16 protein-coding genes are annotated in these 17,090 nt (G+C 65.3%); 10 read left to right on the top strand and 6 right to left on the bottom strand.

The window, feature by feature from the left end:
- A partial coding sequence (locus AC1DT2_RS05320) for an aconitase family protein (RefSeq protein WP_477294900.1) occupies positions 1–1,368 on the bottom strand: 1,368 nt, incomplete at its 3' end.
- Between the two features lie 224 nt (positions 1,369–1,592).
- On the opposite strand from AC1DT2_RS05320, the gene AC1DT2_RS05315 reads away from it, so the two are divergent.
- Positions 1,593–2,522, top strand: coding sequence for a LysR family transcriptional regulator (locus tag AC1DT2_RS05315; protein WP_477294902.1), 930 nt, complete (start codon positions 1,593–1,595; stop codon positions 2,520–2,522).
- Between the two features lie 145 nt (positions 2,523–2,667).
- Here AC1DT2_RS05315 and hflD read toward each other — a convergent pair whose 3' ends face one another.
- The 3 genes from hflD to AC1DT2_RS05300 form a co-directional block, all read right to left on the bottom strand.
- On the bottom strand, positions 2,668–3,294 hold the full coding sequence (gene hflD / locus AC1DT2_RS05310) for a high frequency lysogenization protein HflD (protein WP_477294898.1): 627 nt from the start codon (positions 3,292–3,294) through the stop codon (positions 2,668–2,670).
- A gap of 136 nt (positions 3,295–3,430) precedes the next feature.
- The gene (gene mnmA / locus AC1DT2_RS05305; RefSeq protein ID WP_477294896.1) at positions 3,431–4,549 is read right to left on the bottom strand and encodes a tRNA 2-thiouridine(34) synthase MnmA; all 1,119 of its coding nucleotides are present in this window, start codon (positions 4,547–4,549) and stop codon (positions 3,431–3,433) included.
- Positions 4,546–5,034, bottom strand: coding sequence for an NUDIX hydrolase (locus tag AC1DT2_RS05300; RefSeq protein ID WP_213947949.1), 489 nt, complete (start codon positions 5,032–5,034; stop codon positions 4,546–4,548). The genes mnmA and AC1DT2_RS05300 overlap by 4 nt, the downstream gene beginning before the upstream one ends.
- Positions 5,035–5,159: 125 nt before the next feature.
- On the opposite strand from AC1DT2_RS05300, the gene clpS reads away from it, so the two are divergent.
- Both clpS and clpA read left to right on the top strand, forming a co-directional pair.
- Positions 5,160–5,492: an ATP-dependent Clp protease adapter ClpS gene (gene clpS / locus AC1DT2_RS05295; protein ID WP_046966087.1), complete on the top strand. Its 333-nt coding sequence runs from the start codon at positions 5,160–5,162 to the stop codon at positions 5,490–5,492.
- 77 nt (positions 5,493–5,569) lie between these two features.
- Entirely contained in the window at positions 5,570–7,837 is a 2,268-nt protein-coding gene (gene clpA / locus AC1DT2_RS05290) for an ATP-dependent Clp protease ATP-binding subunit ClpA (protein ID WP_063571772.1), read from the top strand.
- A gap of 141 nt (positions 7,838–7,978) precedes the next feature.
- On the opposite strand, the gene infA is transcribed toward clpA, so the two are convergent.
- Together infA and AC1DT2_RS05280 are read right to left on the bottom strand one after the other, a co-directional pair.
- On the bottom strand, positions 7,979–8,197 hold the full coding sequence (gene infA, locus AC1DT2_RS05285; RefSeq protein ID WP_019466733.1) for a translation initiation factor IF-1: 219 nt from the start codon (positions 8,195–8,197) through the stop codon (positions 7,979–7,981).
- Positions 8,198–8,284: 87 nt separating this feature from the next.
- The gene (locus tag AC1DT2_RS05280; RefSeq protein WP_213947951.1) at positions 8,285–8,560 is read right to left on the bottom strand and encodes a polyhydroxyalkanoic acid system family protein; all 276 of its coding nucleotides are present in this window, start codon (positions 8,558–8,560) and stop codon (positions 8,285–8,287) included.
- A gap of 128 nt (positions 8,561–8,688) precedes the next feature.
- On the opposite strand from AC1DT2_RS05280, the gene AC1DT2_RS05275 reads away from it, so the two are divergent.
- The 7 genes from AC1DT2_RS05275 (at position 8,689) to uvrC (ending at position 17,069) form a co-directional block, all read left to right on the top strand.
- Entirely contained in the window at positions 8,689–9,459 is a 771-nt protein-coding gene (locus tag AC1DT2_RS05275; RefSeq protein ID WP_477294892.1) for an FHA domain-containing protein, read from the top strand.
- A 39-nt stretch (positions 9,460–9,498) separates the two neighbouring features.
- Complete coding sequence (gene serC / locus AC1DT2_RS05270) at positions 9,499–10,584, top strand: 3-phosphoserine/phosphohydroxythreonine transaminase (RefSeq protein ID WP_477294890.1); 1,086 nt, start codon at positions 9,499–9,501, stop codon at positions 10,582–10,584.
- An 80-nt stretch (positions 10,585–10,664) separates the two neighbouring features.
- Complete coding sequence (gene pheA / locus AC1DT2_RS05265; RefSeq protein ID WP_213947954.1) at positions 10,665–11,765, top strand: prephenate dehydratase; 1,101 nt, start codon at positions 10,665–10,667, stop codon at positions 11,763–11,765.
- Positions 11,762–12,874: a histidinol-phosphate transaminase gene (gene hisC / locus AC1DT2_RS05260; protein ID WP_477294887.1), complete on the top strand. Its 1,113-nt coding sequence runs from the start codon at positions 11,762–11,764 to the stop codon at positions 12,872–12,874. Before pheA ends, hisC begins: the two co-directional genes overlap by 4 nt.
- A complete protein-coding gene (gene aroA / locus AC1DT2_RS05255) occupies positions 12,871–14,181 on the top strand; it encodes a 3-phosphoshikimate 1-carboxyvinyltransferase (protein WP_477294885.1) in 1,311 nt (436 codons plus the stop codon). The genes hisC and aroA overlap by 4 nt, the downstream gene beginning before the upstream one ends.
- Before the next feature lie 58 nt (positions 14,182–14,239).
- Positions 14,240–15,025, top strand: a complete 786-nt coding sequence (gene kdsB, locus AC1DT2_RS05250) for a 3-deoxy-manno-octulosonate cytidylyltransferase (RefSeq protein ID WP_477294884.1) — start codon at positions 14,240–14,242, stop codon at positions 15,023–15,025.
- A 220-nt stretch (positions 15,026–15,245) separates the two neighbouring features.
- A complete protein-coding gene (uvrC, locus tag AC1DT2_RS05245) occupies positions 15,246–17,069 on the top strand; it encodes an excinuclease ABC subunit UvrC (protein ID WP_213948176.1) in 1,824 nt (607 codons plus the stop codon).
- Positions 17,070–17,090 lie beyond the last annotated feature (21 nt).

The raw sequence follows: 17,090 nt of genomic DNA, 5'->3' as shown, positions 1-17,090 counted from the left end.
GATCGCGGCGATCACGACTGAGCCGTCGTTGATGTGGAACTGCTTGCCGTCCTTCTCGACCAGCACGCCTTCGCTCTTGCTGACGGTGTTGGCCGGGTTGCCGACGGCCGTGGCGCCACCTTCATTGCTGAAGCTGTCTACGTCGTCGCCGTTCTTGCGCTTGCGGTTGGCCGTGAGCGGGCCGACGGCATCGAGGAAGCTTTCCTGCACGCCTTCGAGAAGGACGCGATCCTGCGGACGCTTCGGGCCGGCCATGGACGGACGGACGTCGGCGAGGTTGAGCTCGAGCGTGGTGGTGAACTCGGCGTCCGGCGTGTCCTTGTCGTACCACAGGCCCTGGGCCTTGGCGTAGGTTTCGACGAGGGAAATCAGCGCCTCGTCGCGACCCGACAGGCGCATGTAGTTCAGCGACTCCTGGTCGATCGGGAAGAWGCCGCAGGTSGCGCCGTATTCCGGASCCATGTTGSCGATSGTCGCGCGGTCGGCGAGCGGCAGGTTCGGCAGGCCTTCGCCGAAGAACTCGACGAACTTGCCGACCACGCCGAGCTTGCGCAGCATCTGGGTGACGGTCAGGACCAGGTCGGTCGCGGTCACGCCTTCGCTGAGCTTGCCGGTGAGGCGGAAGCCGACGACCTGCGGGATCAGCATGGACGACGGCTGGCCGAGCATGGCGGCTTCGGCTTCGATACCACCCACGCCCCAGCCGAGCACGCCCAGGCCGTTGATCATGGTGGTGTGCGAATCGGTACCGAACACGGTATCCGGATAGGCGAAGGACTCACCGTCGACGTCGGCGGTGAAGACGACGCGGGCGAGGTTCTCCAGGTTCACCTGGTGGACGATGCCCGTACGCGGCGGCACGACCTTGAAGTTGTTGAACGCCTTCTGGCCCCAGCGCAGGAACGAGTAACGCTCCTGGTTACGCTCGAACTCGATCTCGACGTTCTGTTCCAGCGCGCCTTCCGAACCGAACGCGTCGACCTGCACCGAGTGGTCGATGACCAGTTCGGCCGGCGCCAGCGGGTTGATCTTGTTCGGGTCGCCGCCGAGCTTGGCGACGGCATCGCGCATGGCGGCCAGGTCGACCACGCAGGGCACGCCGGTGAAGTCCTGCAGGACCACGCGGGCGGGCATGAAGGAGATTTCGATCTCCGGCTCGGCCTTGGAATCCCACTTGGCCACCGCCTCGATTTCCTTCGAGGTGACGTTCAGGCCGTCTTCCTGGCGGAGAAGGTTCTCCAGCAGGATCTTCATCGAGTAGGGCAGGCGCTTGATGTCGAACTTTTCGCCGAACTTGGCCAGGCTGGCGATGGTGTGGCGCTTGCCGTTGACTTCGATGCTGTCTCGGACTGAGAACGAGTCTTTCATGCTGTACTCCTGGCGTGTTCTTAAGCTGGGGAGGCCTGACGCCCCTTGTGGGGACGCCAAAGCGTCGATTATCGCGCAGTCTGGGCCTTGCGTGCGACCGCCGTGAGACCGGTGACCGGCTAGAATGGCGGGTTGGTGGCGCAGCATGCCGCGCGAATTCGGCGGCGAAAGGATGGAGCGGGCGGACGATGGGCGCAAACGTATTTGATGGCACGCAGCGTTCGATGATTTCGATGGCCCTGTCATCGGTGTCCCTGCGCGACCTTGCCCTGGTCCAGGCCGTGGCCCGCGAGGGCAGCTTCAACAGCGCGGCCCGCGCCATGTACATCAGTCCGTCCGGCCTTTCTCATCAGGTGCAGAAGGTGGAGCAGGCGCTGGGTATGCCGCTGTTCGAGCGCGGCGGTCGACGCGTCGTGCCCACCACCAGCGGCCAGCGATTACTCGGTTATATCGAGTCGGTGCTGAGCGCGGCCGAGCATCTGGAGCATGCGGCCCGGGCTGGCGACGTCGCTTTCGGCAGCGAACTCCGTCTGGGCGTGCCATCGACGCTCGGGCCGTACCTGCTTCCCCATTTCATCGAGCCCTTTCCCCTGCGGTTCMCCGGCGCCCGGCTGACCATCTCCGAGGGCAAGCCGCGAGGTCTGCTTCGGCGTCTTCACGAAGGTGAGCTGGACGCCGTGCTGGCGCCGCCCAGCGCCACGATCACCGGCCTGGAGTCGACGGCGCTCTTCTTCGAACCCTATGAATTGCTGTTGCAGGCGGGCCATGCCCTGGCCGGCCGCAGCGCCATCGCGCTCACCGAACTGGATGCCGCGGACGCGACGCTGATGGCGGAAAGTCACGGCAACGGCGTGTCGGACCTCGGCATGCCGGGCGCGGCGCGGCCGGAGCGCATCCAGGACCTGAGCATCGAGAGCCTGGCGACGCTGGTGGCCCTGCGTGGGGGCTACACACTGGTTCCGATCCTCGCCCACGATCGGTTGGGTTCGATCCCCAATGTCGTGCTGGCGGCGGTGCAGGGGGCGCGGCCGGGGCGCCATATCGCGCTCTACTGGCGAAGCGCTACGCCGTGGCGGGACGATCTGGCGCGGTTTGGCGATTTGTTGCGGGAGCTGGCGGGGACGATTCCGGGGCTGGATGCGGCCGCGCCGTAACCGTTGCACGCGGCTCGGTAATCGCTCGCTGTCCGGCAACCGCACCCTGCTCGGTAGGAGCCGATTCATCGGCGATGCGGTTCTGCGGCGACCTGGTTATCGCCGATGAATCGGCTCCTACCAAGCAGGGTGTTGCAGCGTGACCTCAGCCGCCGCCTTCGAGCGTCGACCCGGTCAGCAGCCCCCGCGCGAGCATCGCGCACTGCTTCCGGTAGATGAGCAGGTGCCACTGCCGCCCACCCAACTGGTGCCAGAGCACCGCCGAGCGTGCGGCGGCGAGCAGGGCGGAGCGCACGCGATCCACGTTGGCTTTCTGCTGCAGATGCGTCGGGTTGCCGGTGACCATCACGCGCGGCTTCAGTGTCGACAATGTCGAGGCGTAGACCTCGGCCAGCCGCGCGGTGACGTTCGCATGGTTGATGCCGAAGTGCTCGACCTGGCGCTKCGTGGCGATGACGCCCTCGCGCAGACGGTCGAGCATGGGACGGTTGCGCGACAGTGAGCGCTCGAGGCGAAGCACGGTGATCGCCATGCGCATGACGGCGACGTCGCGCGTTTCGTCCTCGAACTGCGCGACCAGGGTGCGCAGGCCACGGCGCACGCCGCTCACACCGCCATAGACCGAAGCAACCGAGTCGGCATCGATGCGAAAGACGCTGGCGAGGGTGGCCTCGAACGCCACCTCGTCGCAGCGGCCATCGGTGGCCATCTGCTGGGCCAGGGCAGCGCCCTGGAAAACCCCGGCGAGAGCGAGGACGCGTTCTTCGTTCATGAATAAAGCTCAGAAAAGGAGTGGGGATTCGTCTGTAGGAGCCGATTCATCGGCGATCCCTGCGGAGCGCAGCTTTGGGTGTTGTCGCARGCACCCATCGCCGATAAATCGGCTCCTACAAGAGCAGTGCGGTGCGTCATGGGCTCAGGCCGCCGTAGGGGGCATTGGTGGCGTCGATCACCGCGCCGCCGAGGCAGACCTCACCGTCGTAGAGGACCACGGACTGGCCGGGGGTGACGGCGCGTTGCGGCTCGTCGAAAACGACGTGCAGCGTGTCGCCGCGCAGTTCGACGGTGCACGCCTGGTCGGCCTGGCGGTAACGGGTCTTGGCGGTGCAGCGGAAACCGGGGCCCGAGGGCTCGGCGCCGTTCGCGGGTGGTTCGCCGGCCACCCAGGTGACATCGGTGGCGGTGAGCCGCGAGGACTGCAGCCAGCGGTTCTCGCCGCCCTGGGCCACGATCAGTGTGTTTGTCCCGACATCCTTGCCGACCACATACCAGGGCTCGTTCGGCGCATCGGCGCGACCGCCGATGCCCAGGCCGTTGCGCTGGCCGAGCGTGTAATACATGACGCCCTGGTGCTCGCCGATGACACGGCCGTCGGGGTCGACCATCGGGCCGGGCCGGGCCGGGAGGTACTGGGCCAGGAACGCGCGGAAGTCGCGCTCGCCGATGAAGCAGATGCCCGTGGAGTCCTTTTTGGCATGCGTGGGCAGGTGCGCTTCGCGGGCCAGTTCGCGAACCAGCGGCTTCTCGATCTCGCCGACCGGAAACAGGGTGGCGGCCAGCTGCTTCTGGCCCAGCGCATGGAGGAAGTAGCTCTGGTCCTTGGCGGCGTCGACCGCGCGCAGCAGGCGGTAGCGGCCCTCGTGCAAGTCGACGCGCGCGTAGTGACCGGTCGCGATCTTTTCCGCGCCCAGGGCCTGTGCGTGCTCGAGGAAGGTCTTGAACTTGATTTCGCGGTTACAGAGCACGTCCGGGTTGGGCGTCCGGCCCGCCGCGTACTCGGCCAGGAAGTAGGCGAAGACGCCGTCCCAGTACTCGCCGGCGAAGTTGCGCGCGTGGAACGGAATGCCCAGTCGGCCACACACGGCCACGGCGTCCTTGCGGTCGTCGTCGGTGGTACAGGGGCCGGAACGGTCGTCTTCCTCCCAGTTCTGCATGAACATGCCCTCGACCTCGTGCCCGGCCTGCTGGAGCAGGAGGGCCGCGACCGAGGAGTCCACGCCGCCGGAGACGCCGAGGATGACCTTCACGGCGTTGCCTGGGGCAGCAGGCTGTCCACCGTATCCAGCGGCAGGCGCCGGCCGTCCAGCCAGGCATCGAGGGTGGGCAGGATCAGCGGGCTGCGCAGGCGCGAGCCCAGGGCCTCGATCTCGTCCCGGCGCAGCCACAGGGCGCGGCGGATGCCTTCGTCGAGCGTGCGATCCGGGTCATGGGCGACCACATGGCCGGCAAAGCTGAAGCGCAGCACCTGCTCGCCGTGTTCGTGGCTGATCCACTGCCAGACCCCAAGAAAGGCGTCGAGGACGATGGTGTAGCCGGTTTCCTCGAGGGTTTCGCGAACCGCGGCGGCCTGGATCGTTTCGTTCGGATCGAGGTGGCCGGCGGGCTGGTTGTAGGCGAGCTCGCCAAAAATCTCCTCCTCGACGATGAGGAAGCGATCGCCGCGCGCGACCACGCAAGCCACCGTGACACGGGGGCACCAAACGTTTTCGGCCTGGGAAAGTGAGGATGGCATCGGCTTAATGGGGGGGGAGGGGCTCTGGTAAAAGGCATATTGTGCCATTACCTGTGGATGTCGACCCCGAAGCGGTCGGGAAACCGGTGTATATAATCGAATCGCGTACCGAAGGTTCTTAATTAATGTCCCAGGAACACGAACACGATCAGGAAAGCGACCGGGGCCACGGCCTCGCCATCGAAACAACGCGTCCGGAGACGGCGCGGCCGCCGCTCTTCCAGGTCGTTTTGCTCAACGACGACTTCACCCCGATGGATTTCGTGATCGAGGTATTGCGTAGCTTTTTTGGCATGGACCAGGAACGCGCGGTCCAGGTGATGCTCCACGTACACACCCGGGGCAAGGGCGTGTGCGGGGTCTTCACCCGCGAGGTGGCAGAAACGAAGGTGACACAGGTCAACGAATACTCACGGTCTCACCAGCACCCGCTGTTGTGCACTATGGAAAAGATGTAGGCGATGCCCCATTTGGTGTTCATGCGGCATTGACAGGGGCTGGTCCCCGCCGCCCACAGCTATCGGAGACGGTCCGTATGTTCAGCAAGGATCTCGAAGTCACCATCGGGCACTGCTACAAGCAGGCCCGGGAACAACGCCACGAATTCATGACGGTCGAGCACCTGCTGCTCGCCCTGACTGAAAACACCTCCGCCCTGGCCGCCTTGCGGGCCTGTGGCGTCGATCTGCCGCGCCTCGCGGCCGATCTCCAGCGGATCATCGCCGAGACCGTGCCGGTGCTTCCGGCCGGGGACGAGCGCGATACGCAGCCCACGCTGGGCTTCCAGCGGGTGCTGCAGCGCGCCGTCTACCATGTGCAGTCCTCGGGCCGTAAGGAAGTCACCGGCGCCAACGTGCTGGTCGCTATCTTCGGCGAAAAGGACTCCCATGCCGTCTATTTCCTGCATCAGCAGGAAATCACCCGCCTGGACGTGGTCAATTACATCTCGCACGGCATCGCCAAGATCGGCGACGAGTCGGCAGCCCAGTCGTCCAACCCCGAGCGGGATGGCGAGGAAGGCGGCGAGAGCAAGGGCAACCCGCTCAGCGAATACGCCAGCAACCTGAACGAGCTTGCCATCCAGGGCAAGATCGACCCGCTCATCGGCCGCGAGGACGAGGTCGAGCGGACCATCCAGGTGCTCTGCCGTCGGCGCAAGAACAACCCGCTCTATGTCGGCGAAGCCGGCGTGGGCAAGACCGCCCTGGCCGAAGGTCTGGCCAAGCGCATTGTCGAGGGTCAGGTCCCGGAAGTGCTGGAAGACTGCACGATCTGGTCGCTGGACCTTGGCGCCCTGGTTGCCGGCACCAAGTACCGCGGCGACTTCGAAAAGCGCCTGAAGGCGGTCATCGCCCAGCTCAAGAAGCAGCCCAACACGATCCTGTTCATCGATGAGATTCATACCATCATCGGTGCGGGCTCCGCGTCCGGCGGCACCATGGACGCCTCCAACCTGATCAAGCCGATGCTGGCTTCGGGTGAGCTGCGTTGCATCGGTTCGACCACGTTCCAGGAATTCCGTGGCGTGTTCGAGAAGGATCGCGCGCTGGCTCGTCGCTTCCAGAAGATCGACGTCGTCGAGCCCACCGTGGCCGATTCCATCGAAATCCTGAAGGGCCTGAAGAGCCGCTTCGAGGAACACCACTCCGTGGAATACACGGGTGAGGCGCTGCGCGCCGCGGTGGACCTCTCGGTCAAGCACATCCCCGACCGCCTGCTGCCGGACAAGGCCATCGACATCATCGATGAAGCCGGTGCCCGCCAGCGCCTGCTGCCGGAAGATCAGCGCACGGGCAAAGTGGACGTCGCCGAGATCGAATACATCGTGGCCAAGATGGCGCGTATCCCGGCCAAGCAGGTCTCGGCGTCGGATCGCGACGTGCTGCGTAACCTCGAGCGCAACCTGAAGATGGTCGTGTTCGGTCAGGACGCCGCGATCGAGGCCCTGGCTTCGTCGATCAAGATGGCCCGTTCCGGCCTGGGCGATCCGTCCAAGCCGATCGGTAGCTTCCTGCTCGCCGGTCCCACGGGCGTCGGCAAGACGGAAGTGACCAAGCAGCTCGCCATGCAGCTGGGTATCGAGATGGTCCGCTTCGACATGTCCGAGTACATGGAAGCGCATTCGGTCTCGCGCCTGGTCGGTGCGCCTCCGGGTTATGTCGGCTTCGACCAGGGTGGCCTGCTCACCGAGCAGATCACCAAGCATCCGCATTGCGTGCTGTTGCTGGACGAAATCGAGAAGGCCCATCCTGACGTCTACAACATCCTGCTCCAGGTCATGGATCGCGGTGTGCTGACGGATACCAATGGTCGCGAGGCCAACTTCAAGAACGTCGTGATCGTCATGACCACGAACGCCGGCGCCCAGCTGGCTTCGCGTCGCGGCATCGGCTTCATGAAGCAGAACCACGCCCCGGATGCCATGGAGACCCTGCGTCGCATGTTCACGCCGGAGTTCCGCAACCGTCTCGACGCGATCATCCAGTTCAACGCCCTGGACTTCGACCACATCCTGCGCGTGGTGGACAAGTTCCTGATCGAGCTGGAAGCCCAGTTGACCGAGAAGAAGGTCAGTGTGGATGTGACGCCGGAGGCTCGTCGCTGGTTGGCCGAGCACGGCTTCGATCCGCAGATGGGTGCTCGCCCGATGGCCCGCGTGATCCAGGACAAGGTCAAGCGTGCACTGGCGGACGAGTTGCTGTTCGGCAAGCTGGCCGAGGGTGGCAAGGTCACCTTGTCGGTCGAAGGCGACGAGCTGCATGTGGAGACGGAGTCGGCGGAGCCGGCGCATGTGACGGCATAAGGTCCGTCAGGATCTTAAGTGGCGGTGCCCCCAAAGGGCATCGCCGCTGAAGCGGCTCCCACAGAAGGCATCGGGCTTTCTTACAGGCACGAAAAAAGGCCGCGCACTGCGCGGCCTTTCTCGTTATCGCATCAACGTCGCTTATTTCATGCGGTAGGTGATGCGACCCTTGGTCAGGTCGTAGGGGGTCATTTCGACCTTCACCTTATCGCCCGTCAGGATGCGGATGTAATGCTTACGCATGCGGCCGGAGATGTGGGCAGTAATGACATGCCCGTTCTCGAGCTGCACGCGGAACATGGTGTTGGGCAAGGTCTCCTGGACCGTGCCTTCCATTTCGATGACGTCGTCTTTTGCCATGTGTTCCGGGTCGGATGAACGGCCGGAATGGCCGCATAAGTCCATTAGTATGCCACAGCTGGCCCTTGCGAGCCAGCCGGGGGGCGCTCAGGCGAACTGTTCGTCGAGCTTCTTGCGGATCTCTTCTTCGATCGCGCCCTTCAGCGGCGACAGGAGCATGCCGAGCTCGGCGGTCACGTGCACATCGCTGGGGGAAACGGCGATGGCGCCTTTGACGCCCGAACGCTGGAAGGTGAGGGTGTCGCCATCCCAGGCGCCCTCGGTGCCGAACTTCTCACGCATGCGATCGGCCACACGTTCGACCACGGCGCGCGCCTCGGCCACGGTCTTGCCGTGCGGGCGGCGGATATCGATCTTCGCCATGAGGCGTCCTCGTCCATTGGAAAGCGCCGGAGTTTATCAGGCCCTTGCATCACGTGACGTCGACACCTTTGCGTTCAAACAGATACCGCACTCTGCTAAAGTCGCTTCGTCAACGTCCCGGTTCCTCCATGCGCATCGAATTCGTCAGCTCGGCTCGCGGTGATTTCCACTGGTCACGGCCCGTCCTCACGATCGGTCGCGCCGACGACAACGACCTCGTCGTCTCCGAGAGCCAGGTAGCCGCCAACCATGTCCGTATCCACCGCGACCGTCGCGGCCTGGTGCTGGATGTCGTGCCCGATGCCGGCCGGGTCTATGTCAATGCGCGTCCCGTGCGTGAGCGCGCCCTCCTGCGGGCGGGCGACAGCCTCTCGCTGGGCGACTGCCGCATGCTCATCCGTGACGACGCGGATCTCGACGCACGCGAGGTAGCCGCACCGACCGATGCCCGCTGCACGGTGGCCCTGCGCCCGGTGGCCGGACCGCTGTCCGGACGCACCATTCCGGTGGGTGACCGCCTTGAACTCGGCGCCACGCACGGCGCGCTGCCCCTGGAATTACCCGRCAACGATGCCGCGCTGCTCGTGTTGGCCTGGGAGGATGGCGAGCTGATCCTCGATGGTGCCCGCGTGCCCGCCCGCCACGCCGTGCGCGTCAATGGCGTGAAAGTGGTGCGTGCTTCGTTGCAGCCCGGCGATCAGATCGGCCTGGCTGCGCATCGCTTCGTTCTCGACGGGCCGGGCTGGTCTGCCGAGCCGATCATCGTCATGCCTGAGCCCGAGCCGGATGACGCGCTTCCCGAGGACATCGCCGGCCCACGTGGCGAGGTGTGGTGGCTGATCCTGACGGCTGCCGTCCTCGCTTTGGGCATCGCCATGGTGCTGTTCGTCCATTTTTGAGCGGCATAATGCGGGGACCTTCCCCGTGGACGAGACCAAGTGAGCAGAGCCTGGAATTTCAGCGCCGGACCGGCGGCGCTACCCGAAGCGGTGTTGACGCGCGCGCAGGCCGAAATGCTCGACTGGAACGGATCGGGCGCCTCCGTCATGGAGCTGTCCCATCGTGGCAAGGCTTTCATGCAGCTGGCCGCCACCGCGGAAGAGCGTCTGCGCCGGCTGCTCGCCGTGCCTGCCGGCTACAAGGTGTTGTTCCTGCAGGGTGGCGCCACACAGCATTTCGCCCAGATCCCGATGAACCTCGCCGCCGATGGCGACACCGCCGATTACATCGTCACCGGGCACTGGGGCGAGAAAGCCGTGCGCGAAGCGGCGCCTTACATCGATGCCCGCGTGGCGGGTACGTCGGAGGAGGAGCATTACCTTGACTTGCCGCCGCGCGAGCGCTGGGACCTCAACCCCGGCGCCTCGTACGTGCATTACACGCCGAACGAAACGATCCACGGCGTGGAATTTCACGCCGTGCCGGACGTAGGYGACGTTCCGCTCGTCGCCGACATGTCGTCGAATATCCTGAGTGAGCCGGTCGATGTCTCGAAGTTCGGGCTGATCTATGCGGGCGCGCAGAAAAACATCGGGCCGTCCGGCCTGGTGGTCATGATTATTCGCGACGACCTGCTGGCGCGTAAGGGACGGCCGATGGCGAAGATCTTCCGCTACGCCGAGCACGCCGCCAACGATTCCATGCTCAATACGCCCAATACGTGGGGCTGGTATCTGGCCGGTCTCACCTTCGAATGGCTCGAAGCGCAGGGCGGCCTCGTCGCGATGGGAGAGCGCAACGCACGCAAGGCGAAGACGCTGTACGACGCCTTCGAGGCCTCCGGCGGTTTCTATCGCAGCCCTGTCGCGGTCGATGCACGTTCACGAATGAACGTGCCATTCACCTTGCACGACAGCGCGCTGGATGCGGTTTTTCTCGCCGAATCCGAAGCTGCGGGCCTGCTTGCGCTGAAGGGCCACAAGGCCGTCGGCGGCATGCGTGCATCGCTGTACAACGCAGTTCCGCAAGAAGCCGTGGACGTGCTCGTAAACTTCATGCGGGACTTTGCGGCGAAGCACGGTTAAAGTCGGGGGTCACCGCACTGCAGCATAGCTGTTGCGGTGGTAACCGTTTCATTTGTAACCACTTAGCCGCCTGGACGTCCATGAGTAAGACCCCTGCCGACAAACAAGCAACGCTCGTCGAGGCGCGTACGCGCATCGACAGCATCGACCAGCAACTGCAGTCGCTCATCAGCGAGCGTGCCCGTTGGGCACAGCAGGTCGGCCGGGCCAAAGGCCCGTTGAAGGCGGCGGTGGAATATTACCGACCCGAACGGGAGGCCCAGGTGCTGCGTGGCGTGATCGATCGCAACGACGGCCCGTTGCCGAATGCGGAGCTGGTGCGTCTGTTCCGCGAAATCATGTCGTCGTGCCTTTCGCAGCAACAGCCGCTGAAGATCGGCTTCCTCGGCCCCGAAGGCACCTTCAGCGAACAGGCGGTGCGCAAGCATTTCGGCCACGCCGCCTACGGCCTGCCGCTGGGTAGCATCGAGGAAGTGTTCCAGGAGGTGGCTGCCGGCAATGCCGACTTCGGCGTGGTGCCAGTGGAGAACTCGGGGCAGGGCATGATCCAGATGACCCTGGATATGTTCCTGGTTTCCAAGGCCACCATCTGCGGCGAAGTGGAGCTGCGCGTCCACCAGAACCTGCTCTCGTTGAGCGGCGAGTTGAAGGACGTCAAGCGCGTCTTCTCGCACCCGCAGTCGTTGCAGCAGTGCCAGGCGTGGCTGCGTGTGAACCTCCCGGACGCCGAGCGCGTGCCGGTGTCGAGCAATGCCGAAGCCGCGCGCATGGCACGGCTGGCGCCGGAATCCGCGGCGATCGCCGGCGATATCGCCGGTCGCGTCTACGGTCTGAAAACGATCGCTGGCCCGATCGAGGATCGCTCGGACAACACCACGCGCTTCCTTGTCATCGGTCGTTCGATCTTCCCGCCCTCGGGCAACGATCGTACGTCGTTGCTCGTTTCGGTGAAGGACAAGCCCGGTGCGCTTTACGACGTACTGAGCCCGCTTGCGCGCCACGACATCAGCATGAACCGCATCGAATCGCGCCCGGCGCATACGGGCAAATGGCAGTACGCGTTCTTCATCGATGTCTCGGGCCATGTCGAGGACGAGGCACTCCAGGCCGCGCTCGAGGAAATGAAACCGGCCGCCGCGGACGTACGCGTGCTCGGCTCCTACCCCGTCGCGTTGCCATGACCGCCGCGTTCGATGCAGCCACGCTCGCCAACCGGGCGACGTCGGCCCTGCGTGCCTACGATCCCGGTCATGATCTTCCTGCGCTGCGCCTGCAATTCGGTGCGGTGTTGTCCGAGCTCGGTTCCAACGAAAACCCGCTTGGGCCGAGCCCGCTGGCGATGCGGGCTGCCACGCGCGTTCTCGAAGACATCTGGCGCTATCCCGATCCTCTCGGCGCTGCGCTGAAACACCGGTTGTCGACGGAACTGGGCGTGCCCGTCTCCGGCATCACGTTGGGTAACGGCTCGCATGAGCTGCTGATGTTGCTGGCGCAGTGCTTCGCGGATGCCGAGCACCCGGTCGTGCATTCGCAATATGGCTTCGCTGTGTTTCCGATCGCCGCCGCCGCGGCCGGTGCGCCGTCCGTTGCCGTGCCCGCGTTGCCTGCCGACCATCCGGTGGCGCCCTACGGGCATGACCTCGATGCGATCGCGGCGGCGGTGACGCCGTCGACGCGACTGGTGTACCTCGCCAATCCGAACAACCCGACGGGCACCTGGTTCACCGACGCCGCGCTCGAGGGTTTCCTCGGCAAGGTGCCGGCGGACACCCTCGTCGTCGTGGACGAGGCGTACCACGAGTACGTGGATGCGCCGGGCCTGAGTACGGCGATGCACCTGCTCGCTCGCTTTCCGAATCTCGTCGTCACACGCACGTTCTCGAAGGCTTACGCGCTAGCGGGCCTGCGTATCGGCTACATGCTCAGTCACCCGTCCGTTGCCGCCGTCTGCGAGCGGCTTCGCGAATCCTTCAACGTCAACGGTGTGGCGCTGGCCGCTGCCGAAGCGGCGCTGGGCGATCACGAACATCGCGCACGCGTGCGCGAGGCGAACCACCGCGATCGCGCATGGCTGGCCGACGAACTCACGGCCCGCGGCTTGCGGGTGCTTCCGTCACAAACCAACTTCCTGCTCGTCGACCTCGGTCGCGATGCCGCCGCCTTCGAAGCTCACCTGTTCGAACGCGGCGTGATCGTCCGCCCGATGGGTGGCTACCGTCTGCCGCACACGGTGCGGGTCAGCGTCGGTAGCCGTGCCGAGCTGCAACGTCTTCTGGAGAACCTGCCATGACCCGCCTGGATTGGCTGAGCCGTACCGCTGCCGGCCCTTTGCGGGGCGACGTGGTCGTGCCCGGCGACAAGTCGGTATCCCACCGCGCGCTGATGTTTGGCGCGCTGGCCGAGGGCACGTCGCATATTCGCGGTTTCCTCGAAGGTGAGGATACCCGCGCGACCGCGGCCATCCTCGGCAAGCTCGGCGTGCGTTTCGAAACGCCTGCTGCCGGCGAACGTCTCGTGCATGGCGTGGGTCTGCACGGGTTGCGCGGTACCACCGAGCCCCTCGATTGCGGGAACGCGGGAACCGGCATGCGCCTGCTCGCCGGCCTGCTTGCGGGGCAGGCTTTCGATTCGACGCTGGTCGGCGACGAGTCGCTGTCACGCCGGCCTATGCGTCGCGTCACCGATCCGCTCACCACGATGGGCGCGTCGATCGACACGGACGATGGCAAGCCACCGTTGCGCATCCATGGCGGATCGAAGCTCAAGGGCATCACGTATCACCCGCCTGTCGCCAGCGCGCAGATCAAGTCGGCACTGTTGCTGGCCGGCCTGTATGCCGAGGGCAAGACCGAAGTCATCGAGCCGCATCCGACCCGCGACTACACCGAGAGCATGCTCAAGGCCTTCGGCTGGCCGATCGAGTATTCGCCGGGCAAGGCGACGGTCGAGGGTGGCCACACCTTGCATGCCGTCGACGTGGATGTGCCGGCGGATATCTCGTCCGCAGCGTTCTTCATCGTCGCAGCCTGCATCGTGCCCGGTTCGGCGTTGCGCCTGAAAGGCGTGGGCCTGAACCCGCGTCGCACGGGCCTCCTGGCCGCGCTGGAGTTGATGGGCGCGGATATTTCCGTGGAGAACGAGCGCAGCAGCGGTGGTGAAGACATCGGCGATCTCGTCGTCCGTTACCGGCGATTGCACGGCGTGGCATTGCCGTTGGATATCGTGCCGGACATGATCGACGAGTTTCCTGCCTTGTTCGTCGCGGCCGCCGTCGCCGATGGACTCACCACGATTCGTGGTGCCGCCGAGTTGCGCGTGAAGGAATCGGACCGCATCGCCAGCATGGCGGCGGGCCTGCAAGCCTGCGGCGTGAAATTCGATGAATTGCCGGACGGCGCGATGATCCAGGGCGGCACGATCGGTGGCGGGACGATCGACAGCCATGGCGACCACCGTATCGCCATGAGCTTCGCCATCGCCGGCCTCGTCGCCTCGGCGCCGATCACCATCGGCGACTGCGCCAATGTCGCCACCTCGTTCCCCGGCTTCATGGAACTGGCAAACGGCGTCGGTTTTCAGCTGGAAAGCGCAGGCTGATACATGGCCCCCGTAACGGGAAGGCGTTAGGCTTTGCTTTCCTGTTACGGATGTCGTCATGGCTCAGAAGCTCCCACCCTTCGTCGTCGTCGTGCCCGCGCGGTTCGGTTCGACCCGGTTGCCGGGCAAGCCACTGCTGAAGATCGACGGCGAGTCGATGATCCGCCGCGTGGCGACCCGGGCAGGGCAGGCCGGTGCCGCGCAGGTGGTCGTCGCCACCGACGACGACCGGGTCGCGCGCGAGTTGCGCGGCTGCGGAGAGGACATCCTGGTCTGCATGACCCGCGACGACCACGCGTCGGGCAGCGACCGTATCGCCGAGACGGCCAACAATTTCGGCTGGCCCGAAGACACCATCGTGGTCAACCTGCAGGGCGATGAGCCTTTCGCCCCGGCTGCCGGCATCCGCGCCGTGGTGGCTACCCTGGCGGGGGATGACGCCCCCATGGCCACGCTGGCCACGCCGATCACGCATGCCGACGAGTTCTTCGATCCGAACATCGTCAAGGTGGTCCGCGCCAGCAACGGCCGCGCGCTTTATTTCACCCGGTCGCCGGCCCCCTGGGCGCGCGACCCCTTCGCCCAGAGCCGGGACAGCCTGCCTGCGGATGTGCCCTTCCTGCGTCATATCGGCATCTATGCCTACCGCGCGGGCTTTCTGCGCCGGCTGGCAGCCCTGCCGAGGACGCCGCTGGAGCGGGCGGAATCGCTCGAGCAACTGCGCGTGCTGGAGCACGGCTACGCCATTTCGGTCCAGCTGACCCCGGAGCCGTTCCCGCCGGGCATCGACACCGCCGAGGATCTGGTCCGGGCCGAGCGCTGGCTTGCCTCGGGCGGCCGCTGAATGGGGTCAGGCTTCCCCTACAGCGCAACGAGGGCGAGCCCGACACCCATAACCGGCCTAGCCCGAGGGCGTCGCCGGGGGCGAACCCTTAATCTATCCCTGTCGCCACTGTCATCCCCCAAGGACGGCGACAGCCCACGGAAGGCATAGCGCCGGCATGGTCCACCCCATGCCGGCGTTTTTCGCGTCTGGTCCGCGCCGACACGCTAAAATGTCGGCTATGGAGCACACCGAGTCGCATCCGTTCGACGGCAAGGCCTTCGTCCGCCACCTCACCACCTCGCCAGGCGTCTACCGCTATTTCGATGCGGAGGACGAGCTGCTGTACGTCGGTAAGGCGGCGAACCTGAAGAAGCGTGTCAGCAACTACTTCCTCAAGCCCCCGATGGATCCGCGTATCGCCTCGATGGTGTCGCAGATCGCGCGGGCGGAAGTCACCCTGACGCGTACGGCGGGCGAGGCGCTGCTGCTCGAATCGCAGCTGATCAAGTCGCTCAAGCCGCGTTACAACATCGTGCTTCGCGACGATAAGAGCTACCCGTACATCTATCTGTCGGCGGGCGAAGAGTATCCGCGCCTGGGATTCCATCGCGGCGCGAAGACGGGGCCGGGACGTTATTTCGGGCCGTACCCGAGCACCTTCGCCGTGCGCGAAAGCCTTGGCCTGATGCAGAAGCTATTCAAGGTGCGTCAGTGCGAAGACAGCTATTTCCGTAACCGCTCACGCCCCTGCCTGCAGCACCAGATCGGTCGTTGCAGTGCGCCCTGCGTGCGCCTGATCGATGTGCCCGATTACCAGAACGACGTGCGTCACGCCGAGATGTTCCTTGAAGGTCGCAGCAGTGCGGTGATCGACGAGCTGGCCGTGGCGATGGATCAGGCCAGCATGGCACTGAATTTCGAGCGCGCGGCCACGCTGCGCGATCAGGTCTCTGCGTTGCGCAAGCTGCAGGCCCAGCACTTCGTGCAGGGTGCCAGCGCGGATATGGACGTGATCGCCTGCTGCCTGGAAGGTGGCATGGCCTGCGTGAGCGTGCTGTTCTTCCGCAATGGCGTGAGCCTGGGGTCGCGCGATTTCTTCCCGCGGTTGCCGATCGATGCGTCGGTGGGCGACGTGCTGGCGCAGTTCATCGCGCAGTACTACCTGGAGCGGCAGGTGCCCCGTGAGCTGGTGCTGAGCGATCCAGTCGAAGACATCGACGTGCTGGCGCAGGTGCTTTCCGATCACGCCGGTTACGTCGTCTCGCTGAAACCCAGCGTTCGCGGCGAGCGTGCGCGCTTCCTCGAGATGGCCCAGCGCAATGCGAGTGCGGCGCTCACGTCACGCCTTGCCAGCCGCCATACGCTGCTGGCGCGCTTCGACGATTTGCAGAAAGTGCTCGAGCTCGAGGCAGCCCCTCGCCGGATCGAGTGCTTCGATATCAGTCACACGCGTGGCGAGGCTACCGTCGCTTCGTGCGTGGTGTTCGGTCCCGAGGGGCCGGAGAAGTCGCACTACCGCCGCTTCAATATCGCGGGCATCACGCCGGGTGACGACTATGCAGCCATGCACCAGGCCCTGACGCGCCGCTTCAAGAAAGTGGTGGAGGGCGGCGCGAAGCCGGACATCCTCCTGATCGACGGCGGCGCCGGGCAGGTGGGGCAGGCGGTGGACGTGTTGCGCGAACTCGGCGTCGAAGGCATTCGCGTGGTGGGCGTGGCGAAGGGTCCGGGCCGTCGCGCCGGTGAGGAGACCCTGGTGCTTGCCGAAACCGGCAAGACCCTGCATCCGGGTACCTCGTCGCCTGCGCTGCATCTGGTTGCCGCAGTTCGTGATGAAGCGCACCGTTTTGCGATCAGCGGACACCGCCGGCGCCGCGAAGCGACGCGTGAGCGGAGTACGCTGGAAGACGTGGCGGGCGTGGGTGCACGTCGCCGCGCTGCGCTGCTGAAGGCTTTTGGCGGTCTGGCGGGGGTCGAAGCGGCGGGCGTCGAAGAATTGATGAGCGTGAAGGGGATTGATCGCGGCCTCGCCGAACGCATCTATGCCATGCTTCATCCCTAAGTTGCATGCCTAAGTTGCATG

The organism is Luteibacter sp. P4_E6 (assembly GCF_056401535.1).
This window is presented reverse-complemented; position numbering and strand designations above follow the sequence as displayed.